This window comes from Methylobacterium sp. WSM2598, assembly GCF_000379105.1.
Lineage (GTDB): Bacteria > Pseudomonadota > Alphaproteobacteria > Rhizobiales > Beijerinckiaceae > Methylobacterium.
This window is the reverse complement of record NZ_KB900609.1, coordinates 6,944,619-6,965,869: the sequence shown is the minus strand read 5'-3', so window position 1 is coordinate 6,965,869 and position 21,251 is coordinate 6,944,619. Positions and strand designations below refer to the sequence as shown.

Annotated in this window: 20 protein-coding genes and 1 pseudogene; 7 read left to right on the top strand and 14 right to left on the bottom strand. The window is 74.5% G+C overall.

Translation table 11 applies throughout. The annotated features are described in order from the left end of the window. Positions 1–4 precede the first annotated feature (4 nt). Positions 5–1,084, top strand: a complete 1,080-nt coding sequence (locus MET2598_RS0132395) for an alanine racemase (protein ID WP_012335699.1) — start codon at positions 5–7, stop codon at positions 1,082–1,084. Here MET2598_RS0132395 and MET2598_RS0132390 read toward each other — a convergent pair. The 3 genes from MET2598_RS0132390 to MET2598_RS0132380 are packed head-to-tail and all read right to left on the bottom strand — an operon-like array spanning position 1,074 to position 3,009. After that, positions 1,074–1,925, bottom strand: a complete 852-nt coding sequence (locus MET2598_RS0132390; protein WP_018263668.1) for a DUF692 domain-containing protein — start codon at positions 1,923–1,925, stop codon at positions 1,074–1,076. The genes MET2598_RS0132395 and MET2598_RS0132390 overlap by 11 nt on opposite strands. Further along, positions 1,918–2,709: a hypothetical protein gene (locus MET2598_RS0132385; RefSeq protein WP_236728860.1), complete on the bottom strand. Its 792-nt coding sequence runs from the start codon at positions 2,707–2,709 to the stop codon at positions 1,918–1,920. The genes MET2598_RS0132390 and MET2598_RS0132385 overlap by 8 nt, the downstream gene beginning before the upstream one ends. 18 nt (positions 2,710–2,727) lie before the next feature. Beyond that, positions 2,728–3,009, bottom strand: coding sequence for a hypothetical protein (locus tag MET2598_RS0132380; RefSeq protein WP_018263667.1), 282 nt, complete (start codon positions 3,007–3,009; stop codon positions 2,728–2,730). A 369-nt stretch (positions 3,010–3,378) separates the two neighbouring features. Between MET2598_RS0132380 and MET2598_RS0132375 the strand changes: the two genes are divergently transcribed. Continuing rightward, entirely contained in the window at positions 3,379–4,002 is a 624-nt protein-coding gene (locus MET2598_RS0132375; RefSeq protein ID WP_236728859.1) for a class I SAM-dependent methyltransferase, read from the top strand. Between the two features lie 116 nt (positions 4,003–4,118). Here the strand turns inward: MET2598_RS0132375 and MET2598_RS0132370 are convergent, their stop codons facing one another. The 6 genes from MET2598_RS0132370 to MET2598_RS0132340 form a co-directional block, all read right to left on the bottom strand. Then, positions 4,119–5,027 (bottom strand): AEC family transporter, encoded by a 909-nt coding sequence (locus tag MET2598_RS0132370; RefSeq protein WP_012335704.1) that lies wholly within the window; start codon positions 5,025–5,027, stop codon positions 4,119–4,121. Between the two features lie 754 nt (positions 5,028–5,781). Then, the gene (locus MET2598_RS0132360; protein ID WP_236728858.1) at positions 5,782–6,024 is read right to left on the bottom strand and encodes a hypothetical protein; all 243 of its coding nucleotides are present in this window, start codon (positions 6,022–6,024) and stop codon (positions 5,782–5,784) included. Between the two features lie 149 nt (positions 6,025–6,173). Next, positions 6,174–7,814: an outer membrane beta-barrel protein gene (locus tag MET2598_RS0132355; protein WP_018263663.1), complete on the bottom strand. Its 1,641-nt coding sequence runs from the start codon at positions 7,812–7,814 to the stop codon at positions 6,174–6,176. 289 nt (positions 7,815–8,103) lie between these two features. Beyond that, positions 8,104–8,646 (bottom strand): GNAT family N-acetyltransferase, encoded by a 543-nt coding sequence (locus MET2598_RS0132350; protein ID WP_012335708.1) that lies wholly within the window; start codon positions 8,644–8,646, stop codon positions 8,104–8,106. Positions 8,647–8,819: 173 nt separating this feature from the next. Beyond that, positions 8,820–9,377 carry a 16S rRNA (guanine(966)-N(2))-methyltransferase RsmD gene (gene rsmD / locus MET2598_RS0132345; protein WP_018263662.1) on the bottom strand — a complete coding sequence of 186 codons (558 nt, stop codon included), beginning with the start codon at positions 9,375–9,377 and terminating at the stop codon, positions 8,820–8,822. Between the two features lie 3 nt (positions 9,378–9,380). Then, the gene (locus MET2598_RS0132340) at positions 9,381–11,174 is read right to left on the bottom strand and encodes a pseudouridine synthase (protein WP_018263661.1); all 1,794 of its coding nucleotides are present in this window, start codon (positions 11,172–11,174) and stop codon (positions 9,381–9,383) included. Positions 11,175–11,218: 44 nt separating this feature from the next. On the opposite strand from MET2598_RS0132340, the gene MET2598_RS0132335 reads away from it, so the two are divergent. Beyond that, positions 11,219–11,695, top strand: a complete 477-nt coding sequence (locus MET2598_RS0132335) for a nucleoside deaminase (protein WP_018263660.1) — start codon at positions 11,219–11,221, stop codon at positions 11,693–11,695. 156 nt (positions 11,696–11,851) lie between these two features. Here MET2598_RS0132335 and MET2598_RS37800 read toward each other — a convergent pair. Continuing rightward, positions 11,852–12,863, bottom strand: a pseudogene (locus MET2598_RS37800) (alpha/beta fold hydrolase). 302 nt (positions 12,864–13,165) lie between these two features. On the opposite strand from MET2598_RS37800, the gene MET2598_RS0132325 reads away from it, so the two are divergent. Both MET2598_RS0132325 and MET2598_RS0132320 read left to right on the top strand, forming a co-directional pair. Then, complete coding sequence (locus MET2598_RS0132325) at positions 13,166–14,491, top strand: Nramp family divalent metal transporter (RefSeq protein WP_012335713.1); 1,326 nt, start codon at positions 13,166–13,168, stop codon at positions 14,489–14,491. A 178-nt stretch (positions 14,492–14,669) separates the two neighbouring features. Then, complete coding sequence (locus MET2598_RS0132320) at positions 14,670–15,500, top strand: transglutaminase-like domain-containing protein (RefSeq protein WP_012335714.1); 831 nt, start codon at positions 14,670–14,672, stop codon at positions 15,498–15,500. Positions 15,501–15,507: 7 nt separating this feature from the next. Here MET2598_RS0132320 and MET2598_RS0132315 read toward each other — a convergent pair whose 3' ends face one another. Beyond that, the gene (locus MET2598_RS0132315; protein WP_018263657.1) at positions 15,508–16,416 is read right to left on the bottom strand and encodes an alpha/beta fold hydrolase; all 909 of its coding nucleotides are present in this window, start codon (positions 16,414–16,416) and stop codon (positions 15,508–15,510) included. 134 nt (positions 16,417–16,550) lie between these two features. Beyond that, positions 16,551–17,879, bottom strand: a complete 1,329-nt coding sequence (gene purD, locus MET2598_RS0132310) for a phosphoribosylamine--glycine ligase (protein WP_012335717.1) — start codon at positions 17,877–17,879, stop codon at positions 16,551–16,553. Positions 17,880–18,003: 124 nt separating this feature from the next. Here purD and hemF point away from each other — a divergent pair, with 124 nt between their 5' ends. After that, positions 18,004–18,903, top strand: coding sequence for an oxygen-dependent coproporphyrinogen oxidase (gene hemF, locus MET2598_RS0132305; protein ID WP_012335718.1), 900 nt, complete (start codon positions 18,004–18,006; stop codon positions 18,901–18,903). A gap of 118 nt (positions 18,904–19,021) precedes the next feature. Next, on the top strand, positions 19,022–20,197 hold the full coding sequence (locus MET2598_RS0132300) for a vWA domain-containing protein (protein WP_018263656.1): 1,176 nt from the start codon (positions 19,022–19,024) through the stop codon (positions 20,195–20,197). Positions 20,198–20,352: 155 nt separating this feature from the next. On the opposite strand, the gene MET2598_RS0132295 is transcribed toward MET2598_RS0132300, so the two are convergent. Further along, on the bottom strand, positions 20,353–20,673 hold the full coding sequence (locus MET2598_RS0132295; RefSeq protein ID WP_012335720.1) for a 2Fe-2S iron-sulfur cluster-binding protein: 321 nt from the start codon (positions 20,671–20,673) through the stop codon (positions 20,353–20,355). A gap of 121 nt (positions 20,674–20,794) precedes the next feature. Next, entirely contained in the window at positions 20,795–21,178 is a 384-nt protein-coding gene (locus MET2598_RS0132290) for an Hpt domain-containing protein (protein ID WP_018263655.1), read from the bottom strand. Positions 21,179–21,251: the final 73 nt, after the last annotated feature.

The following is a 21,251-nucleotide window of genomic DNA, read 5'->3' as shown; positions in this document are numbered from 1 at the left end:
CCCGATGCCCTCCCTCGCCGAAGAGGTCGCCCGCACGTTCGGCAGCCCGGCCGTGATGATCGACCTCGACCGGGTCGAGCGGAACATCGCCCGGCTGCAGGCGGCCTGCGACGCCGCCGGCCTCGCCAACCGCCCGCACATCAAGACCCACAAGAGCCCGGTCCTGGCGCGGATGCAGCGGGAGGCAGGGGCGCGGGGCCTGACCTGCCAGACCCTCGGCGAGGCCGAGGTGATGGCCGAGGCCGGCCTCGACGACATCCTGATCAGCTACAACCTCGTCGGGCCGGAGAAGCTCGGGCGCCTCGCCCGCCTGCTGCGGCGCACCGCCCTGACGGTGAGCGCCGACCACCCGGCGGTGGTGGCGGGGCTGGGCGAGGCGGCGGCCGCGGCCGGGCGCCCCCTCGCGGTGATGGTGGAATGCGACACCGGCCGCGCCCGGGCCGGCGTCGCGCGCCCCGAGGAGGCGGTGGCCCTGGCGCGGCAGATCGCCGGCACGCCCTCCCTGCGCTTCGCCGGGCTCCTGCTCTACCCGCCGGAGGACGGCGTCGCGGCGACGCAGGCCTTCCTCGACCGCGTCCGGCAGGGCCTGGCCGGGGAGGGGCTGGAGGCCGGCATCGTCTCGACCGGCGGCACCCCGAACCTGCGGCATCTCGGGGCGGTCCGCGGCGCCACCGAGCACCGGGCCGGTACCGTGATCTTCAACGACCGCATGATGATGGCCTGCGGGGCGGCGCTCCCGGAGGATTGCGCCCTCGACGTGGTGGCCACGGTGGTGAGCCGGGCCGTGCCCGAGCGCGGCGTCCTCGACGCGGGCTCGAAGACGCTCACGGCGGATCCGGGCGGCGGCCTCGACGGGTACGGGCTGATCCGCGAGGCGCCGCGGGCCCGCATCCACAAGCTCGCCGAGGAGCACGGCTTCCTCGACCTCGCGGCCTGCCCGGAGGCGCTGCCGGTGGGCAGCGTGGTGCGGGTCGTCCCCAACCACGTCTGCGTCGTGGTCAACATGGTCGACCGGCTGGTGACGACCCGCGCAGGACGGATCGTCGGCGAGATCCCGGTCGCCGCCCGCGGCCTCACGGGCTGACGGGCGCGCCCGCGCGGGCGGCGGCGAGCATCGCCCCGGCGCGCGACACCTCCCGCATGATCCCCGCCCCGTCGTCGAAATCCGCGTCCCTCTCGACGATGACGACCCGCGCGGCCGCCCGCCGGAGGAGGTCCGCGTAGAGGCTCCAGCTCCGCTCGGAGATCGGCGCGCTGTGGCTGTCGATCATCCGCCCCCCGGCCTCGACGCCGCCCGAGAGGTGGACCTGCACGACGCTCTCCAGGGGAAAGGAGCGCAGGATGTCGGCCGGGTCCAGGCCGCGGTTGAGGCTGTTGACCTCGATGTTGGTCACGTCGAGGAGCATCCCGCACCCCGTCGCCCGCACGAGCTCGCGGAAGAACTCGCCCTCCGTCATCTCGGCCCCGGGGATCGTCAGGTCCGCGGTGATGTTCTCGAGGACCAGCGGGATCCCGAGGCAGTCCTGGACCGCGTTCACGTTGTCGATCGCGGCGCTCAGGTTCGACCGGCCGTACCAGACCGGCGTGAGGTGGCCGAGGCTCACGCCCCGCACGCGGGTCACCGCGAGGTGGTCGCTGTAGTAGGGCGCCGCCGTGAGCCGGCAGAGGCGGCGCACCTCCCCGAGATAGTCCGGGTTCGGGCGCTCCGCGCTCCCCACCGAGAGGTCGAGGCCGTGCAGGACGATGGGCAGGCGCTCGCGCAGCGCGGCGAGTTCGTTCCGCCGCTCCGGCCGGAACAGGTAGTTGTCGGCCATCACCTCGACGACCTCGACCCGGCCCGCGGCGCCGAGGATCTCCTCGCGCAGGTCGAGCCGGTAGCCGATCCCCGCGCCCAGGTGGGCGCTGGCGTCAGGGCGCTCAGGCATGCAGGACTCCGAGCCGGACCAGGTGCGAGACGTGCCGGCGCACGAGGTCCGCGACGTCCCCCCGCCGCAGCTCCTCTCCCAGGATCCGCGCGCAGGCGGCGAGGTCGGTGCGCCCGTCGCACAGGTCGAGCAGGCGCTCCGTCGCCGCGTTGATCGCGAGCGCGCCGGGCGCGCCGTCCTCCCGCCGGCGATAGACCGCGAGGATGCAGGCCGAGGGCTGCGGCGCCACCGCCTCGCCCCGGCCGAGCGCGGCCGCGATCGCCGCGACCGCGAAGCCGTGCCGCTCCACCGTCGTCCCGCGCGCCAGGCGGGGCCGGGCCTCGCGCGCCGGTTCGCCGTCGCCCGCGGACCGCGCCGGCTCCGCGCCCCGCTTCGTGCAGAGCCGCTGCCGCTCGTACCGGACGAGGTCGAACAGGTAGGGCGGGTCGCCGGCCCCGACCGCCTGGGCGAGGCTGCTGCCGAACCCGATGAGATGCGCCAGGGACTGCGCCCTATCCTGGGACGGGTGGCCCGCGTAGTAGCGGCGGTAGGCCCGCGCGACGCGGTCCGGCGCCGCGGCGCAGGCCGCCGGGTAGGCGTTGCGGATGCGGTCGAGCGCCTTGCCGAACAGCTCGCCGGCGATCTCCTCCACGGGCGCGCGGGGCAGCGCCGCCAGCGCCGCGGCCTCGGCCGCCGGCAGGCCCAGGCTCTCCACCGCGGCTTCCGGATTCTTGAAGAACAAACCCCGATAGATTTCGTCGGTATAGAGTTTCGCCAGCACGGATTGCATGTCAGACAAGCTCATCCTGGCGATCTCACCCCCTCATCTGAAGGAGAAGAACTTCACGATCGTGGTGAGAATGCCGGAATTGAACCGGCTGCTGGTGTCCGTGATCTGGACGAACTCGGATCGCCGGCACTTGGTGTTGTCGGCCGAGCAGGAGCCGGCCCCGCAGGAGGCGCCGCCGCTCGCCAGATCGAGGTCGTCCAGGGGCAGGGATTGCGGGTCCGAGGGCGCCGCGACCTCCACGGCCTCGAACGGGTCGCCCTGCTCGGGGGCGCTCCCCTCGGGCCGGGCGCCGTCCTTGTCGTCGCGGGTCGGCATGCCGGTCTCCTCCGTGGCGCGTCGGGTCGATGGTCCGGCCGCGTTCGGGGGCACGCGGCGCCCGCCCTGGCCGTGCACCGCGCATGTCCGTGACCGGCAGGACGCGTCCTCCTCGGCGGGGCAGTCCTCGACGCCTCCCCTCCCGGGGGATGCGCCCGCACTCCCGCCGATGCTCCAATCCGGCCGGACTTGCAACTGTACAGACGAAGAGTATCACTTGGGCATGACTCCCGCAACGCGGCCTTCTCGTTGCGTATGCTCCGGCCTCGGCGCAAGTCGGGCGCGCTCGTCTGCGCCGGGACGCCGCGAGGGCCGGTCTCTCCTGATGCGGGGGAGCCTGTGCCGGCCCGCGGCGGGGAGCGGCCGGCCGTGACCGACCGGGCGCAGGCGCGCGGCGCGTCCCCGATCGACGATCCGCCCCGGGCGTCCCTCGTCGAGGCGCTGAGGCGGATGGGCCGCGGCGGGGCGGGCGCGCGGCGGCTCGCGATCGATCTCGGCTGCGGCGCCGGTCAGGACAGCCTCGCCCTGCTGCGCCGGGGGTGGACCGTCGTCGCGATCGACGCCTCCGCGCGCGCCGGGGAGGCCGTGCGGGCGGCGGTCGAGCCGCGCCACGCCGCCCGGTTCCGCTTCGTCCGGGCGCGGTTCGAGGCCGCGGCGCTGCCCGCCGGAGCGGCGCTCGTCAATGCCAGCTTCAGCCTGCCGTTCTGCGCGCGGGAGCACTTCCCGCGCGTCTGGGCCGGGATCGAGGACGCCCTGGCTCCGGACGGATGGTTCGCCGGCCACTTCTTCGGCATGCGGGACGAGTGGGTCCGCGAGGGCGCCTGCCTCGGGTGGACGGCGGAGGAGATCGCGCGGCTGTTCGCGCGCTTCGAGGTCGTCTGGCGGCGCGAGGAGGTCGAGCGCGCCCCGTCGATCCACGGCCCGGTGAAGCGCTGGCACATCGTCGCGGTGGTCGCCCGGAAGCGGGCGCCGGGAGGCGGCCGGTTCGGCTGACCCGGTCGCGGGCCGTCGCGTGTCGCCCGGCATCAGGGGGCCGTGGCTCGACGGGGCGGCGGGGCCCCGGGCGCCCGTCGCGGCGGGACCGCGGCCCCGAGCGGGCGGGCCGGGGATCAGATCCGGGCGCACAGGCCCCACCAGAGCGGCAGCGTCAGGAAGGACAGCACGGTGCCGATGCCGACGAGCAGCGTGATCAGCCGCGCGTCGAGGCCGTACTGGATCGCGACGATCGACCCGCCGATCTGCGGCGCCATCGCGGATTCGAGCAGCGTGACCTGGACCGGGACGCCCCTCAGACCGAGCAGGCCGATGTACAGGGCCATGATGATCAGGGGGGCGAGCAGGAGCTTGTAGCCGATGCCCAGGCACAGGGCCAGGGCGTTGCCGGAGAGGGCCGCGGCGCGAAGCTGCAATCCGACGGAGACGAGCGCCAGGGGAGCCAGCGTGCCGCCGAGCCGCGCCAGGATCGACGCGAACCAGTCGGGATAGGGGAGGGGCAGCAGGAGGAGGGCGGCCGCGAGCGCGATCAGCGGCGGGAAGCCCGCGATCCTCTTGAGAATGTCGCGGTGCGTGAGCGATGGTCCCTCGGCGTAGAAGCACACCGCGAGGATCCCGAGCGTGCTGAGGACCAGGTAGGTCCCGAGTTGATCGATGATGATCCCGAGCTGCATCTTGTCCGCGCCGAAGAAGCTCTCGATCACCGGCAGGCCGATGAAGGAGGTGTTGCCGAGCCCGGCCACGACGCTGAGCGCGCCCGTCGTCTTCCTGCTGAAGTTCAGCATCCTGCCGAGCAGCCAGAACAGCACCACGCTCGCGAAGAAGACGATCCACGGCATGGCGATCGCGTAGAGCACGGACGCGTCGATGCGCACGGAGTGGATGTGGGACAGGATCAGCGCCGGCAGCGAGATGTGGATGATGAAGGCGTTCAGGGCCGTGTGGGCGTTGTCGGGGACGCGCCCGGCCTTCTGCAGGATGATCCCGATCATCAGGCAGGCGAACAGCATGATGATGTTGTCCATGGCGTCACGCCCCTGTTCGGCGGCCGTCCCGCCGGCCTTCGTGGATCAGTCGGCGTCGCCCGCGCGGGTGGCGGGGGCGGGGACATCCGCGAGATCGCTCGCCCCGGGCGAGGCCGCCTGAACGACGCGGTCGGCGTGGCAGATGATCGGCAGAAATGCAGTCATGGCTACCACATCCGGCATGAGTGATGATGCTCCCGGGTCGTCTCGGAGTGCATCCTTGTCGATTTACGCCGCTTGCGCCTCCGCCAAACGGAGGAGAGAGTTCGTCGTCTTGAAGAGTTGCGCGGGCGCCGTGATCGGCAGCGCGAACTCAGCGTGCGGGCAGCTTTCGCCTGTCGCGCATCCGGCGGTTACGACGCGTCCCCGAGGGGCGACCGCAGGCCGAGCACGACGCGCAGGAGATCCGTGTGCGAGCACCCGCAGCTCGCCGGGCGGGAGCCGGACCAGGGTGGCGGCCGAGGCGAGCGGGGGTGACGAAGTCCCGCTCCGGCTCGCGCAGGAGGCGCAGGAGCGCCTCGCCGACCTTCGCCAGGGCGACCCGGGAGGCGTACGGGACCCGTCCCGTCGCGTCGCTGAGGCGCGCGTCGCGTCCCCTGCTCCCGTGCCGGGCGGTCACCTCGGCCACGAGCCGCCTCCCGTCCGCCGTCGCGCCCACGAGGCGTCCCGCCCGCTCGCGGAGCAGGCTCCCCCGCGCGCGCTCGGCCCGCGCCTTGAGCGTTGCCGAACACGATGCGCCGGTCCGGCGCCAGGATCAGGACCGCGGCGGAGAGCGCGTCGGCGGCACCCCGATGGAGTCGTCGTGGTCGCGGTCCGCGAAGCAGTTCCGCCCGGAGGGGCTGGCATGGACGGCCTCGACGCTCATGTCCGGCTCGCGGCTCTCGCACATCGGCTCGCGCAGGGGATGCACCGGGCCGATCGGCGTCATCGGGTTGAGATGCATATTCTCCGCTGCGGGCTTCAGAATTTCTTCTGCATAGCCGTGATGTGCGGCCATTCTGCTTTCATCGCCAGGCGCCATCCTGCGGCGCGAGGCGTCGTGACGGATGGACAACTCGGCTGCACGACAGGATATCCGCCTTCAACGGGACGATTGCTTCCCGGAGACGGATGGCAAGCCCGGCCGGGCGGCGCCGCCGGCCCGGCTCACGGATTGACCCGCACTCCCACCAGGAACGTGTCGGAGCGGTAGCTCGATCCCGCCGCGGTGCTGCGCAGGTCCTCGTGCGTGTAGCTCGCCCGGATGCCGAGCCAGCGGGTGAGCCGGTAATCGAGCTTCAGGCCGGCGAGCAGCCCGTCCTCGCGGATGCCGACGCCCCGATACTCGTTCGAGTAGAGAGAGCCCATCAGCGTCAGGCGCAGGTTGCGCAGGAGGTCGTAGGTGAGCTCCGCCCCGTAGGATTGGGTGAGGACGCCGCTCGCGTTCGGCACCACGGTCTCGATCACGCCGGTGCTGGCGGTGAGCCGCAGGGCGATCAGCGGCGTCGCGGCCCAGAGCAGCGCCCCGTCGAAGACCGGGCCGGTGACGTCGCGCAGGCGGTTGTCCGCGTAGCCGCGGCGCAGATAGCCGGCCGAGACCTCGCCGATGAGGATGCGCGAGAGTTCGAACGACGACCCGCCCCGCAGCGTCAGCCCGTCCGAGTCCCGCCGGTAGCCCGCGGAATCGGCCCGCAGGTCGTGCACGCGGGTGTCGAGGAGCGCGTCCACGAAGGGGGTGAAGCCCGGGCCGATCTCGTAGCCCGTGCGCAGGCGCAGCCCGTAGGTGTTGGCGTTGCGCTCGTCCTGGCGCTGGACCGAGCCGTTGGCGAGGAGCGCGTCGTCGAAGGAATCGCGGGTGATCACCCCGCGCAGGGCCACCTGCAGGCGGTTGAAATCCTGCACCACCCCGACCGTGCCGCCGTAGCTCGCCGCGACCGGACGCTCGCGCAACTGCGCGTTGAGGTCCGGACTGTTCGCGCGCTGGGTCGTGACGAGGTAGCTGCCCTGGACCTCGATCCGGGTGTCGCGGGAGGCGTCGAGGCGCAGGAGGAAGGCGCCGTCGCCGTCCGGGCGGTCGGCCGTGCGGTTGTCCGGGAAGCTGACGTAGCCCCCGCGCAGGGTCCCGCTGAGCGAGTGGGCCGACCAGTCGCTCTGGAAGCCGAGCTCGCCGTCCGTGCGGAACGCCGCCGAGCCCTTGCCCTTGGCGGCGCGGTCCGGGTTGGTGTCGTAGCCGGCGCTCTGCTGCAGGGCGGGAAACAGCGTCAGGCCGCCGACCTTCACGCCGAGCGGCGCGTAGGGGTCGGTCGGGTCGATCGGGCGTCGCCGCAGGAGCGGCGCGGCGAGGTTCGGATCGGGCAGGCCGACCACCGGCTCCTGCACGACCGGATGCAGGGCCGGCGGATCGGCGACCGGAGCCTGCGTGAGCGGCCGCACGAGGCCCGCCGTCGGCGGCCGGGTGCGCCGCTGCGGCGGCCGGCGGGGCTTCTCGCCCGCGCCCAGAGGGCGGGCGGAGGAACGGGCTTGGGCGCGGGGACCTGTCTCGGCCGTGCCGCGCAGGCGCAGGCTCCCGGACGCCGCCGCGCCGCCCGCCTCGGCGGCGATTCCGGGCGCCGGGTCCGTGCCGGGGAGCGGAGCCTGGGCCCGGGCCGGTCCGGCCAGGAGCAGCGCCGCGAGGGCGAGCCCGCCTGCGGACCAGGGTCCCGGCGCGGACCAGGGTCCCGGCGCGGATCCGGCTCCGCCAGCGGACGGGTTCGCCGGCCGCTTCCCGGCGGCCCGTCCCCGCTCGTCTGTCGGCCGCTCTGGCACCACCGGCCGCTCCGCCTCGCCGGGCCTGCAGGGCAGGGCGCCGGACCCCAGGATCGAGGGAGCCGCCCGGATGCGCGGCCACGGCCCCGCAAGCGCGCGGCTCCCCGGACCGGCAATAAAACGTTAGGGTTAGCAGCCGATTAACGCATCGGGGCCGGGCCGGCCGCCGCGGGCGGCCGGGACGACGCCCGCCTCGTCGAGGTGATCGCCAACGCGGCCGCCCGGACCGCGCTCGACGTCCCGAGGGGCGGGCCCTCGCCTGAGGAGGGCCGCGCCGCCGTGGGCGGTCCGGTCACGGGGCGTCCGGCGGCGCCGCGTCGCCCGGGCCGAGCGCCCGCTGCATCAGCACGGTGTCGAGCCAGAGCCCGTGCTTCCAGCCGACCGCCCGCAGCACCCCGACCTGCGCGAAGCCGAGGGCGGCGTGGAGGCGGATCGAGGCCGCGTTGGCGGAATCCCCGATCACCGCCACCATCTGGCGGAAGCCGCGGGCCGTCGCGGCCTCGACGAGGTCCCCGAGCAGGCGCCGGCCGATGCCCTGGCCGAGGCGGGCGGGATCGACGTAGACCGAGTTCTCGACCGTGCCCCGGTAGGCCGGCCGGGTCCGGTAGGGGCCCGCATAGGCGTAGCCGAGGAGGGCGTCGCCCGCGACCGCCACGAGGTAGGGGTAGCCCGCCCCGACCAGGCCCGCGTGGCGGCGCAGCATCTCGGGCATGTCCGGCGGATCGAGCTCGAACGAGGCGCGGCCGGTGCGGACCGCGTGGGCGTAGATCGCCTGCACGGCCGGGATGTCCTCCGGGCCGCAGGGCCGCACGATCAGGTCGTCCGCACGCGCCATGCCGCTTCCCCTCCCGCATCCGGCCCCGCTTGTGCCATGCCGGGGGCGCCCGCGGATCCCGGGCAGGGTCATAGGTTTTCCGGAAGATCACTTCCGGAAAACCTATGACAAGCCCGCGCGGCGCTCGAGGGAAGCCGAAATCCGCATTGCGAAGCAATCAACCGGATGTCGTATCAGGGGTCGAGGCGGGCGAACACCACCTGTGTCTCGCCGTAGGTCCGGCGCTCCAGCTCCGAGAAGCCGGGCGGCAGGGTGAGGGCGGCGCAGGCCGCCTCCTCGACCAGGGCGAGGGCCCCCGGCGCGAGCCAGCCGCCCGCCCGGCAGGATTCCAGGGCCCTCGGGGCGAGGTCGCGCCCGTAGGGCGGGTCGCAGAAGACCAGGCCGAAGGGCTCGCCCGGCGGGGCCGCCCCGAGCCGGGTCGCGTCGCGGCGGAAGAGCCGGGTCGTGCCGCCCAGGCCGAGCGCCTCGACGTTGCCGCGGATCACCCCGCGCGCCTCGGCGCCCTCGTCGACCATCAGCGCGAAGGCGGCGCCCCGCGACAGGGCCTCCAGGGCCAGGGCGCCGGTCCCGGCGAAGAGGTCGAGCACCCGTGCCCCCGGGACGGGGTCGCCGTAGGCGTGGGCCAGCACGTTGAAGAGCGCCTCGCGCAGCCGGTCCGAGGTCGGCCGGATCGCGTCGCTGCGCGGCCCCGCCAGGGCCCGGCCCCGCAGGGCGCCGCCGACGATGCGCATGGCTCAGCGCCCGCGGGGCGGCCGCCCTTCGCCGGGCCGCCCGCCGCCCGGTCGTCCGCCCGGTCCGCCGGGTCGCGGGGCCGCGCCGCCGCGACCCGGCCGGCCGCCCTTCGAGCCGCCTTTTGCAAAGCCGGGGCCGCCCTTTGCAAACCCGGAGCCGCCCTTTCCGGGACCGCCCTTTCCGGGACCGCCCTTGCCGAAGCCGGGGCCGCCGCGGCCCGCGCCGGGGCCGCCCTTGCCGAAGTCGCCCTTGCCGAAGCCGCCCTTGTCAAATCCGCCCTTGCCGAAGCCGGGCCGGCCGCCGCCCTCGGGGCGCGGACGCGCGCCGCCCTCGGGCCGCCCTGACCCCTCCGGGCGCGGGCGCCGCGCGGGGCGCTCCTCGCCCGCGCGGGGCGGGCGGTCGCCGCGGGCGGGCCGCTCGCGATCTAGGCGGCCCTCCGGCCGCTGCCGGCCCTCCGGCCGGGGCCGGCCCTCGGGCGGGCGGCGCGGCTCGGGGGCGGGCTCCGCCTTGAGGCGCTCCACCACGACGCGGCGCTCCCCCGTCGCGATCGCGCCGACCCGCTCGCGCGGGCGCTCGGCCGCCGCGGCCCGGGCCTCCTTGGGATCGTTCGTCCGCCGCCGCAGCCGCGGGCGCGCCTCGACCGCGGCCTCGATCTCCGGGTCGTGCCAGACCGCCCGGCGCAGGGCCGGCCCGGTCGCGGGTTTGCGGTCCCGCTCCGGGCGCGCCCCGGGGGCGGGCGGGCGCGCGAATTGCGGCCGGGCCGGGTCGCGGCCCGGCCGGGCCGGACGCTCGCCGCGGTCGAGGCGCTCCCCGCGATCCGGGCGCGCGCCGCGGTCCGGGCGCTCGCCCCGGGGCCGGTCGCGACCCGGGGCGCCCGTCCTGCCGGCCGCGGGGGCCGGGGGTTTGGGCGACCCGAACGGGGCGATCGGTTCGCGCACGGGGCTGGTGAAGTCGACGCCGGCCTGCTCGGCGAGGGAGCGGCCGAGCTGCTCCTTGAGCACCTTGGTGCGCACCTCCTCGACGAGCCCGACCTCCAGGTCGCCGAGCTGGAACGGGCCGAAGGAGAGCCGGATCAGCCGGTTCACCGAGAGGCCGAGATGCTCCAGGATCCGCTTCACCTCGCGGTTCTTGCCCTCCCGCAGGCCGAGCGTCAGCCAGACATTGTCGCCCTGCTGCCGGTCGATGCTGGCCTCGACGGGGCCGTATTCCATCCCGTCGATGGTGACGCCGCCGCGCAGGCGGTCGAGGGCCGCCTGGTCGACGTCGCCGTAGGCGCGCACCCGGTAGCGGCGCAGCCAGCCGGTCTCCGGATGGGCGATCACCTTGGCGAGACCGCCATCATTGGTGAGGAGCAGCAGCCCCTCGGTGTTGATGTCGAGCCGGCCGATCGCCACCACCCGCGGCAGGTCCTCGGGCAGGATGTCGAACACGGTCTGGCGCCCCTCGGGGTCGCGGGCGGTGGTGACCACGCCGCGGGGCTTGTGGAAGATCCACAGCCGGGTGCGCTCGCGGACGGGCAGGGGCTCGCCGTCGACGACGATGCGGTCGCCGGGCCCGACCGTCACGGCGGGCGTGGTCAGGGTCTCGCCGTTGAGGCTGACGCGCCCCTCCAGGATCATCGCCTCCGCGTCCCGCCGCGAGGCGACGCCCGCCCGGGCCATGACCTTGGCGATGCGCTCGGGCTCGGCCGTCTCGGAGGGCGCGGGGCGGGCGGGGGAGGCCGCGCCGGGGGACGCCTCGGCCGTCCCGCGGCGGCGCCTCTCCCCGCGGGGCTCGTCGTCGTTGCTGTCGCTCATGCGCGCCTGATACCAGAGCGCATCCTTTTCCGCGAGCGGGGCCGATGGGGGATTCGCCGGAGACGACGAGACGGGGCCGCCCCGATCCGCTCGGGCTCGCCTTCGCGGCGGCGCGGGAGGCGGCCGCCCTCGGGGAGGTGCCGGTGGGCGCCGCGATCGTGCGCGACGGGACCGTGCTGGCGGTGGCGGGCAACCGCCCGCGCGCCCTGCGGGACCCGACCGCGCATGCGGAGATCCTGGCGATCCGGGCCGCCTGCCGGGCGATCGGCGACGAGCGGCTGATCGGCTGCGACCTCTACGTGACGCTGGAGCCCTGCGGCATGTGCGCGGCGGCGATCAGCCTCGCGCGCCTGCGCCGCCTCTACTTCGCCGCCGCCGACCCGAAGGGCGGCGCCGTCGAGCACGGGCCGCGCTTCTTCGCGCAGCCCACCTGCCACCACGCCCCGGAGGTCTACGGGGGGCTGCGCGAGAGCGAGGCCGCTTCCCTGCTGCGGGAGTTCTTCCGCGCGCGGCGGGACTGAGCGGAATGGCCCCGCCGCGCGATCTCCGCGGGCGGCTCATCCGCCATCCGGTCGATGGCTTCGCCATCTCCCATTTCGGCCGTGCGGATATCGGCGTCGCTCAGGCGCCGCGCGGGCTTGCGATCCGGGATCCGCTGCGATCGAGCGGATCCCGGATCAGGCGGCCCTGGCTTGGCTCCGCGCCGAGGCCCGCGCGATCGCGTCGATGACCCGGTCGGGCGCGAGGTGATGGATCATGTGGCCCATGCCCGGAACGACGATGAAGTCGCTGCGCGGCACGTCCCGGTGCAGCCGCTCCGATTGGCGGCCGACATCGGCGATCTGGTCGTCCGCGCCCGTGATGATCACCACCTTCTGCGTCAGGTCGCGGTAATGCCCCTGAAGCTCCATGCTGACGGGGGTCATGAGCGCCGCGTCCTCGGCCGCCGCGCGCAGCTGCGACGGGCGGAGCATCAGCTCCTTGGGCATCTGCGCGTCGAAGCGCGCCGGCACGTCGGCGGGCGCGAACATGGCCTTGATCAGGCCCGGCAGGATGAGCCGGGCGATCAGCGGCGACACGGTGTGGCGCATCACATCCCCGAGCACCGGGATGGCCGGGGGCGAGAACAGGACCACGTCGGCCCGCAGGGTCGGGTAATAGTACCCCGAGGCGAGCACGAGGCTGCGCACGAGGTGCGGGGCCTGCAGCGCGAGGGCGACCGCGACCAGGCTGCCCCACGAATGCCCGAGCACGACCGCCCCTCTGACCCCGAGGCGCTCCAGCGCGCCCTGAAACAGCGTCGCGTGCGAGCGTCGCGTGCGCCCGCGGCGTCCAGAGGGCCCGCGGGCGCGACGTGTAGCCGTAGCCCGGCCGGTCGATGATGATCACCCGGTGGCGCGTGGCGAGCGCCTCGACCACGCCGCTGACGAGGAAATCCTCGATCATGGTGCCGTTGCCGTGAATGAGCACCAGGGGGTCGCCCCGTCCCCGCTCCACGTAGTGCAGGCGCACCCCGTCGACGGTGAGGAACCGGCCGACGGGCGGGTGGTCCCGCTCCGCCTCGCGGGCCTTGATGGCGGCGTAGACCGCCGAGGCCCCGAGGGCAGCCCCTGAGGCGACCAGGGTAGGCACCAGCCAGGTCGGGCGGCGGGTGGGCGGCCTCAGATGATCGGTGCTGTCGTGGCGCATGTGTCCTCGCTTGATCGAGCCGGGTCAAGCCGAGGCCCTGCGGTTTGTTCCGAGGCCGCCGCAGCACCATGAGCTGTCGTCGCCGAGGAAAGTCTCACGAATACGTCGGATCATCGATTGTCGTGGGCTTTCTCGCTGCGGAACCGGGCAGAATTGCTGGGCTCGCGCGGCCGAGTCCATTTTCCTGCCCTGACGGGGCGCCGGCCCGCCCGCGCGGCGATTCGCTCCGTGCCACCCCATTCAGCCTTGTCGATTGATTATAGCACCAGCTATAATCGCCGCGCAGGCGGGAGCGCGGGACGATGCGGGCGTGGCGGTTCGAACAGGCCGGGGGGGAGGCGAGCCTCGGGGCGATGAACGGGAGCGTCGCGGTGCACGGCACGGGCTCCTGGCTGCGGCGGCTGCTCGCCTTCCTGGGGCCTGGCTACATGGTCTCGGTCGGCTACATGGACCCGGGCAACTGGGCCACCGACATCGCGGGCGGCGCCAAGTTCGGCTACACCCTGCTCGCCGTCGTCCTGCTGTCGAACCTGATGGCGATCGTGCTGCAGGCGCTCGCCGCCCGGCTCGGCATCGCCACCGGCCGCGACCTCGCGCAGGCCTGCCGCGACCATTATCCCCGGCCGGTGGGCCTCGCCCTCTGGCTCGCCTGCGAGGCGGCGATCATCGCCTGCGACCTCGCCGAGGTGATCGGCACCGCCATCGCCCTGAAGCTGCTCTTCGGCCTCCCGCTCCTGTGGGGCGCGGTGCTCACCGGCCTCGACGTGCTGCTGATCCTGCTCCTGATGCGGCGGGGCTTCCGCGCCCTCGAAGCCTTCGTGATCGCCCTCCTGACCCTGATCTTCGCCTGCTTCGCCGTCCAGATCGCGCTCGCGGCGCCGCCGCTGCGGGCGGTGCTGGGCGGCTTCGTGCCGAGCCCCGCCATCGTCACCGATCCGGCCGCCCTCTACCTCGCCATCGGCATCCTCGGGGCGACCGTGATGCCCCACAACCTCTACCTCCACTCGGCCATCGTGCAGACCCGGGCCTATCCGCGGACCGAGCCCGGCCGGCGCGCGGCCCTGCGCTTCGCGGTGGCGGATTCGACCATCGCCCTGATGCTCGCCCTCTTCGTCAATGCCGCGATCCTGATCATGGCGGCGAGCGTCTTCCACGCCGCCGGGCGGACCGACGTCGAGGAGATCGAGCAGGCGCACGAGCTGCTCGCGCCGCTGCTCGGCACCGGCCTCGCCTCGATCCTGTTCGCGGTGGCGCTCCTCGCCTCGGGCCTCAACTCCACGGTCACGGCGACGCTCGCCGGCCAGATCGTCATGGAGGGCTTCCTGCGGCTTCGCCTCGCGCCCTGGCTGCGCCGCCTCCTGACCCGGGCCATCGCCATCGTGCCGGTCATCGCGGTCACCGCCCTCTACGGCGACGCGGGCACCGCGCGGCTGCTGGTGCTGAGCCAGGTCGTGCTCTCGATGCAGCTCCCCTTCGCGGTGATCCCGCTCATCCGCTTCGTCTCCGACCCGGCCAAGATGGGGCCGCTCGCGATCCCCGGCTGGCTGCGGGGCCTGTCCTGGGTCATCGCGGCGCTGATCGTCGGGCTCAACGCCAAGCTCCTGGCGGACGCGCTCTTCGGGTCCTGACGCTGCGTCCCGGCAGCATTCGGCCGTCTTCCGCCTGCGGCAGGCCGAATCGTCGCGCCCGGGCGGCCGGCCTCTGCTTGCAATTTAGGCAGTGTGAGGCCGATATCGGCAGGCGCGGCCGGAACATGCGCGGCATGAAGGACTTCTGTGTCGAGACGTCCCCGACCGTGGCGCACGCATGAGAATCAGAACAGGCTTCTCGATCGCCTTCGACCTGCCCGCGCCGACCCCGATGGTGCTGATGCTGAGCACCCATCCGTCCCGCGCGGCCGATCTGCTGGCACCCGAGGCGATCGTCTTCGACCCGCCGCTGCCGGCGCGCCAGTACCGGGACGCGTTCGACAATCTCTGCACGCGCATCCTCGCGCCGGCCGGGCGGCTGCGCATGGCGGCCGAGGCGACGGTGCGGGATTCCGGCCGGCCGGACGAGCAGGCGCCGCAGGCCCGGCAGGTCCCGGTGGCCGACCTGCCGGACGCGGTGCTGCCCTTCCTGATGGGCAGCCGCTACTGCGACACCGACAAGCTCGGGGCGACCGCCTGGCAGCTCTTCGGCGCGGTGCCGGAGGGCTGGGGCCGCGTCCAGGCCATCGTCGACTTCGTGCACCGCCACATCCGCTTCGACTACATGCAGGCGGACGCGACCCGCAGCGCCTCGGAGGCCTACGCGCAGGGGCGCGGCGTCTGCCGGGACTTCGCGCACCTGACGGTCGCCTTCTGCCGCTGCATGAACATCCCGGCGCGCTACTGCACGGGCTATCTCGGCGACATCGGCGTGCCGCCGGTGCCCGACCCGATGGATTTCTCGGCCTGGTGCGAGGTCTATCTCGACGGGCGCTGGTACACGTTCGACGCCCGCCACAACCGCCCGCGCATCGGCCGCATCCTGATGGCCCGCGGCCGCGACGCCACCGACGTGGCGCTCACCACGAGCTTCGGGGAGGCGCGGCTCGCCGAGTTCACGGTGCGCACGGAGGAGGTGCCGGAGGCGGCGCGGGGCAGGGCGGCCTGATCCCGGCTCAGGCCGCCGCGAGGAACGGCACCAGCGCCCGCAGGGTCTCCTCCGTGTTCTCCTCCGCCACGAAGTGCCCGGAGGCGATGGCGGCGCCCGCGGCCGCCGGCGCGAAGGTCTCGCGCCACGCGCCCAGCACCGGATCGAGCCCGCCCCGGCCGACGAAGCCGGTCCCGGGCAGGATCAGGGTCGGGCAGGCGAGGGTGCGGCCGGCCGCGAGGTCCGCCTCGTCCGCCGCCCGGTCCGGCCCGGCGCCGGCCCGGTAATCCTCGCACATGGCGTGGATGCGCTCGGGCACCGACCAGCTCTGGCGATAGAGGGCGAGGGCGCCCGGCGCGAAGGCGTCGAGGGTCCCGTCGCCGGTCCAGCCCCGCAGGAGCCCCTCGTAATAGGCGTCCGGGCCCCGGCCGATCCGCGTCTCCGGGCCGGGGGCCGGCTCGGCGAGGAAGCGCCAATGCGGGTAGAGGGCGGGATCCGCCTCGATGCGCCGCCACTGCACCAGGGTCGGCAGGATGTCGAGGAGGGCGAGGCGGGCCACCCGGCCCGGATGGTCGAGGGCGAGCCGGTAGCCGACCCGCCCGCCGCGATCGTGGCCGACGAGCGCGAAGCGCGCGTGGCCGAGCCGCTCCATCACGGCGACCGCCTCCTCGCCCATCCGGCGCTTGGAATAGGCCTCGTGCGCGGGATCGCCCTTCGGGGCCGCCGACCAGCCGTAGCCCTTGAGGTCGAGGCAGATCACCCGGTGGCGGCGGGCGAGGGCCGGCGCGACCCGGTGCCAGCAGGCATGGGTCTGCGGGAACCCGTGCAGCAGGAGCACCGGCGGCCCCTCCGCGGGCCCGCCCGCGCGGGCGAAGAAGCGCCCGTCCGGCAGGTCGATCCAGTGGGAGTCGAAGCCGGGGAAGAGGTCGGCGGGCATGGGACGGCTCCGTCTGTCGCGTCCCCGGCATTCTAAGCATCATTCCGCCGGCCGACAGCGGCCGGTGCCGAAGGGGTCACCGTTTCGGCGGCGAACCGAAGCACCCGTCGGCGACGATGATGCAGGACCAAGAGCTAGGCGGAGTTGCCCGCCGCAACTCCGCCGAGCGTGCGCGGCTCCGCGCTCCCAGGGCGCGGTTCCAGGGCCCGCCAGCCGATGTCGCGCCGGTAGAACCCCTCCGGCCAGTCGATCCGCGCCAGGGCCGCGTAGGCGCGGCCCTGCGCCTCCGCGATCCCCGCGCCGGTCGCCGTCACGGCGAGCACCCGGCCGCCATCGGCCAGGAGCCGGTCGCCCTCCCGCCGCGTGCCCGCCTGGAACACCAGGGCGCCCGCCGCCTCCGCCTCGGCGAGGCCGCGGATCTCGGAGCCGCGGGTCACCGGCCCCGGATAGCCTGGCGCCGCCATCACCACGGTGAGCGCCGCCTGCGGCGACCAGGCCGGCGCGATCCCCGCGAGGTCGCCCGCCGCGGCGGCGAGGAGCGCCGGCACGAGGTCGCCCGCGAGCCGCGGCATCAGCACCTGGCACTCCGGGTCGCCGAAGCGGACATTGTACTCGATCAGCTTCGGCCCCTCCGCGGTCAGCATCAGCCCCGCGTAGAGGATGCCCCGGAAGGGCGTGCCGCGCGCCCGCATCCCGTCGAGGGTCGGCCGGATGATCCGGTCCATCACCTCGGCCTCGATCGCGGGCGTCAGGACCGGGGCGGGCGAGTAGGCGCCCATGCCGCCGGTATTCGGGCCGCGGTCGCCGTCGTGGACGCGCTTGTGGTCCTGCGCCGTGCCGAAGGCCACCGCCCGGGTCCCGTCGCAGAGGGCGAAGAAGCTCGCCTCCTCGCCGACGAGGCACTCCTCGATCACCACCTCGGCGCCGGGCTCGGCGAGCAGGCGCGCGACCGCCTCCTCGGCCTCCGGCAGCGTCTCGGCCACGACGACGCCCTTGCCGGCCGCGAGCCCGTCCGCCTTGACGACGATCGGCGCCCCCCGCGCGCGCAGGTAGGCGAGGGCGGGCTCGGGCGCGGAGAAGCGCGCGAAGGCGGCGGTCGGGATGCCGCAGGCCGCGCAGAGCTCCTTGGTGAAGCCCTTCGAGCCTTCGAGCCGCGCCGCCGCGGCCCGCGGCCCGAAGGCCGCGAGGCCGGCCGCCTCCAGGGCGTCGACGAGGCCGGCGACCAGCGGCGCCTCCGGCCCCACCACCACGAGGTCCACCCCCTCCCGCCGGCAGAAGGCGACGACCGCCGCCCCGTCCATCACGTCGAGGTCGGGCCGGTTGGTGCCGTGCGCCGCGGTTCCGGGGTTGCCCGGCGCCACGAGGAGGCGCCGGCAGGCCGGGCTCTGCGCCAGCTTCCAGGCCAGGGCGTGCTCGCGGCCGCCGGAGCCGATCAGCAGGATCGTGAGGGAATCGGTGCGCATGGCCCGTCCGTGACAGAGAGTCTCGCCTGGTCCTGTAGGCGATCGGGCGGCGCGATGAAACCGCTCCCGGCCGGCCCCGCCGCGCCCCCTTGGCCGGAGGGCGGCGGTGTGGGATGACCACACCATGAGCATCGACGCCTCCCTCGACCTCGACGCCCTGCGTGCGCGGGCGACCGACTGGTTCGCCACCCTGCGCGACCGCATCTGCGCGGCCTTCGAGGCCCTGGAATCGGAGGCGGCGGGCCCGTTCCATCCCGAGGCCGAGGCGCCCGGGCGCTTCGTGCGCACGCCCTGGGAGCGCACCGACCATTCGGGCGCGCCCGGCGGCGGGGGCGTGATGGCGATGCTGCGCGGGCGCGTCTTCGAGAAGGCGGGCGTGCACGTCTCGGCGGTGCACGGGGAATTCGCGCCGGAATTCCGCATCCAGATCCCGGGCGCCGCGGAGGATCCGCGCTTCTTCGCCACCGGCATCTCGCTCATCGCCCATCCCTGGAATCCGAACGTGCCGACCGTGCACATGAACACCCGCCTCGTCGTCACCACGAAGGCGTGGTTCGGGGGCGGGGCGGACCTGACGCCGGTCCTCGACCGGCGCCGGACGCAGGAGGATCCCGACTCGGTCGCCTTCCACGAGGCCCTGAGGCGGGCCTGCGCGCGGCATCCGGGCGCCGACTACGCCCGCTACCGGACGTGGTGCGACGAGTATTTCCACCTCAAGCACCGCAACGAGCCGCGGGGCATCGGCGGCATCTTCTACGATTACCACTGGAGCGGGGACCCGGAGGCCGACCTCGCGCTCACCCGCGACGTCGGCGAGGCCTTCCTGGAGGTCTACCCGGCCATCGTCCGGCGGAACCTCTCGCAACCCTGGACGGAGGCCGACCGGCGCGAGCAGCAGGTGCGGCGGGGACGCTACGTCGAGTTCAACCTGCTCTACGACCGCGGCACGATCTTCGGGCTGAAGACCGGCGGCAACGTCGACTCGATCCTCTCCTCCATGCCCCCGACGGTGCGCTGGCCCTGACGCGCGCCCGGCACGGCCCGCTCCCCGGCCTCGCCGTCGTCCCCCGGATGGGGCGCGGCGACGGGGAACCGCCGGGCCGGGGCTTGACCTTCCGGCCCGGCGCGCGCGTTCTTCGCGCATGCTCCTGACCTTCTTCACCGAATTGCGCGCCGCCAAGGTCCCGGTCTCGCTGCGCGAGTACCTGACCCTGCTCGACGCCCTCGACCGCGACCTCGCGGGCCAGCGGGTCGAGGAGTTCTACTACCTGTCCCGCGCCGCGCTGGTGAAGGACGAGCGCCACCTCGACAAGTTCGACCGGGTCTTCGGGCAGGTCTTCAAGGGGATCGAGTCCCTGGGCGAGGCCGTCGCGCCGCAGGGCATCCCCGAGGAGTGGCTGCGCAGGCTCGCCGAGAAGCACCTCACCGAGGAGGAGAAGCGGCAGATCGAGGCGCTCGGCTGGGACGCGCTGTTCGAGACCCTCAGGCAGCGCCTCGCCGAGCAGAAGGGGCGCCACCAGGGCGGCTCGAAGTGGATCGGCACGGCCGGCACCTCGCCCTTCGGCGCCTACGGCTACAACCCGGAGGGCGTGCGGATCGGCCAGGACGGCAACCGCAACTTCCGGGCGGTGAAGGTCTGGGACCGGCGCGACTTCAAGGACCTCGACGATGCCGAGGAGCTGGGCTCGCGCACCATGCGCCTCGCCCTGCGGCGGCTGCGCCGCTTCGCCCGCACCGGGGCGGCGGAGGAGCTCGACCTCGACGGCACCATCCGGGAGACCGCCCGGGCCGGCTACCTCGACCTGCGCCTGCGCCCGGAGCGCCGCAACGCCGTCAAGGTGCTGCTCTTCCTCGACATCGGCGGCTCGATGGACTGGCACGTCGGCCTCGCCGAGCAGCTCTTCGCGGCGGCGCGCTCGGAGTTCAAGCACTTCGCCCATTTCTACTTCCACAACTGCCCGTACGAGACGGTCTGGACCGAGAACCGGCGCCGGCACACGGAGCGCACCCCGCTCCTCGACGTGATCCGCACCTACCCGTCCGATTACCGGGTGGTGTTCGTGGGCGACGCCTCGATGTCCCCCTACGAGATCGCCATGCCGGGCGGCTCGGTCGAGCACTGGAACGAGGAGGCCGGGCAGGTCTGGCTCACCCGCATCCTCGATCATTTCACGAAGGCGGTCTGGCTCAACCCGGTGCCGGAGGCGCACTGGCCCTTCACGCAATCGATCGCGATGATCCGGCAGATCGTCTCCGGGCGGATGTTCCCGCTGACGCTCGACGGCATCGACCGGGCGATGCGCGAACTGGTGCGCTGAGGCCCGCGGCCCCGCCGGGGGCGGGACGGCCTCGCGCTGGCCCGCGCCGGAGCGGGGCCGGCGCCGAGGGGCGCGCGAGGGGGACGGCGTGATCGCGCGGCGGCCGCGCCCCGGGCGAAGCCGCGCCCCGCCCGTCGATCGTCGTCGGGCCGGGCTCAGCCCTGCCGGGCCGGGGTCGTGACCTTGAGCCCGTCGAGTTCCGGCCGCACCCGGATCTGGCAGGAGAGGCGGGAATTCGGCCGCACGTCCGAGGCGAAGTCGAGCATGTCCTGCTCCATCGGCTCGGCCGGGCCCACCGCGGCCTCCCATTCCGGATCGACGTAGACGTGGCAGGTGGCGCAGGCGCAGGCGCCGCCGCACTCCGCGTCGATGCCCGGCACGTTGTTGCGGATCGCGGTCTCCATCACGGTCGAGCCGACCTCGCCCGCGACGGTGCGGGGCGTGCCAGCGGCATCGACGTAGGTGATCTGGACCATCGCGCGCTCCGAACCTGTCTGCGCCGCGCGGCCTGCCCGCGGCTGCGCCTGATTGACGGCAGGCCGCCCGGAAAGCAAGCGCGCCGTTGGCCGCGCGCCGCCCGCGTCGCGCGCCGCCCGGTCAGGCCTCCGGGGCCCGGTCCGCGGCGCCCGCGCCGGTCGCGCCGATCCCGGCCGTCCCGATCGTCTCGGCGGTCGCCGCGATCGCCGCCAGCAGGGGAGGGAGGAGGCGGGCGGCCTCGCCCGCGTCGGCCCGCCGCAGGGCGGCGTCGAGGCGCTCCGCCAGGGCGCCGACCCGCGCCGCGCCGACCCCCGCCGCCGAGCCCTTGAGGGTGTGGGCGAGGTCGGCCCGCTCCGCGGCCGGCCGCGCCGCGTCGGCGAGGGCCGGCCCGAGCCGCGCGCATTGCGCGCGGAACAGGCCCAGCACCTCCCGGGCGAGGTCCGCGTCGCCGAAGGTCGCGCGCGCCAGCGCGGCCCGGTCGATCAGGGGCGCGAGGTCGTCCATGGCGCCTGACTCTCCCTCTCCCACGGGCTATCCACAGCGCGATGCGCGGGCCGCGCGGCGGCGCGCCCGCCTC

Bases quoted from the DNA above. Each gene is read 5' to 3' on its own strand.
- MET2598_RS0132395 (WP_012335699.1), top strand. From the start codon at position 5: ATGCCCTCCCTCGCCGAAGAGGTCGCCCGCACGTTCGGCAGCCCGGCC.
- MET2598_RS0132390 (WP_018263668.1), bottom strand. From the start codon at position 1,925: ATGCCTGAGCGCCCTGACGCCAGCGCCCACCTGGGCGCGGGGATCGGC.
- MET2598_RS0132385 (WP_236728860.1), bottom strand. From the start codon at position 2,709: ATGAGCTTGTCTGACATGCAATCCGTGCTGGCGAAACTCTATACCGAC.
- MET2598_RS0132380 (WP_018263667.1), bottom strand. From the start codon at position 3,009: ATGCCGACCCGCGACGACAAGGACGGCGCCCGGCCCGAGGGGAGCGCC.
- MET2598_RS0132370 (WP_012335704.1), bottom strand. From the start codon at position 5,027: ATGGACAACATCATCATGCTGTTCGCCTGCCTGATGATCGGGATCATC.
- MET2598_RS0132360 (WP_236728858.1), bottom strand. From the start codon at position 6,024: ATGGCCGCACATCACGGCTATGCAGAAGAAATTCTGAAGCCCGCAGCG.
- MET2598_RS0132350 (WP_012335708.1), bottom strand. From the start codon at position 8,646: ATGGCGCGTGCGGACGACCTGATCGTGCGGCCCTGCGGCCCGGAGGAC.
- rsmD (WP_018263662.1), bottom strand. From the start codon at position 9,377: ATGCGCATCGTCGGCGGCGCCCTGCGGGGCCGGGCCCTGGCGGGGCCG.
- MET2598_RS0132340 (WP_018263661.1), bottom strand. From the start codon at position 11,174: ATGAGCGACAGCAACGACGACGAGCCCCGCGGGGAGAGGCGCCGCCGC.
- MET2598_RS0132335 (WP_018263660.1), top strand. From the start codon at position 11,219: ATGGGGGATTCGCCGGAGACGACGAGACGGGGCCGCCCCGATCCGCTC.
- MET2598_RS0132325 (WP_012335713.1), top strand. From the start codon at position 13,166: ATGCGGGCGTGGCGGTTCGAACAGGCCGGGGGGGAGGCGAGCCTCGGG.
- MET2598_RS0132320 (WP_012335714.1), top strand. From the start codon at position 14,670: ATGAGAATCAGAACAGGCTTCTCGATCGCCTTCGACCTGCCCGCGCCG.
- MET2598_RS0132315 (WP_018263657.1), bottom strand. From the start codon at position 16,416: ATGCCCGCCGACCTCTTCCCCGGCTTCGACTCCCACTGGATCGACCTG.
- purD (WP_012335717.1), bottom strand. From the start codon at position 17,879: ATGCGCACCGATTCCCTCACGATCCTGCTGATCGGCTCCGGCGGCCGC.
- hemF (WP_012335718.1), top strand. From the start codon at position 18,004: ATGAGCATCGACGCCTCCCTCGACCTCGACGCCCTGCGTGCGCGGGCG.
- MET2598_RS0132300 (WP_018263656.1), top strand. From the start codon at position 19,022: ATGCTCCTGACCTTCTTCACCGAATTGCGCGCCGCCAAGGTCCCGGTC.
- MET2598_RS0132295 (WP_012335720.1), bottom strand. From the start codon at position 20,673: ATGGTCCAGATCACCTACGTCGATGCCGCTGGCACGCCCCGCACCGTC.
- MET2598_RS0132290 (WP_018263655.1), bottom strand. From the start codon at position 21,178: ATGGACGACCTCGCGCCCCTGATCGACCGGGCCGCGCTGGCGCGCGCG.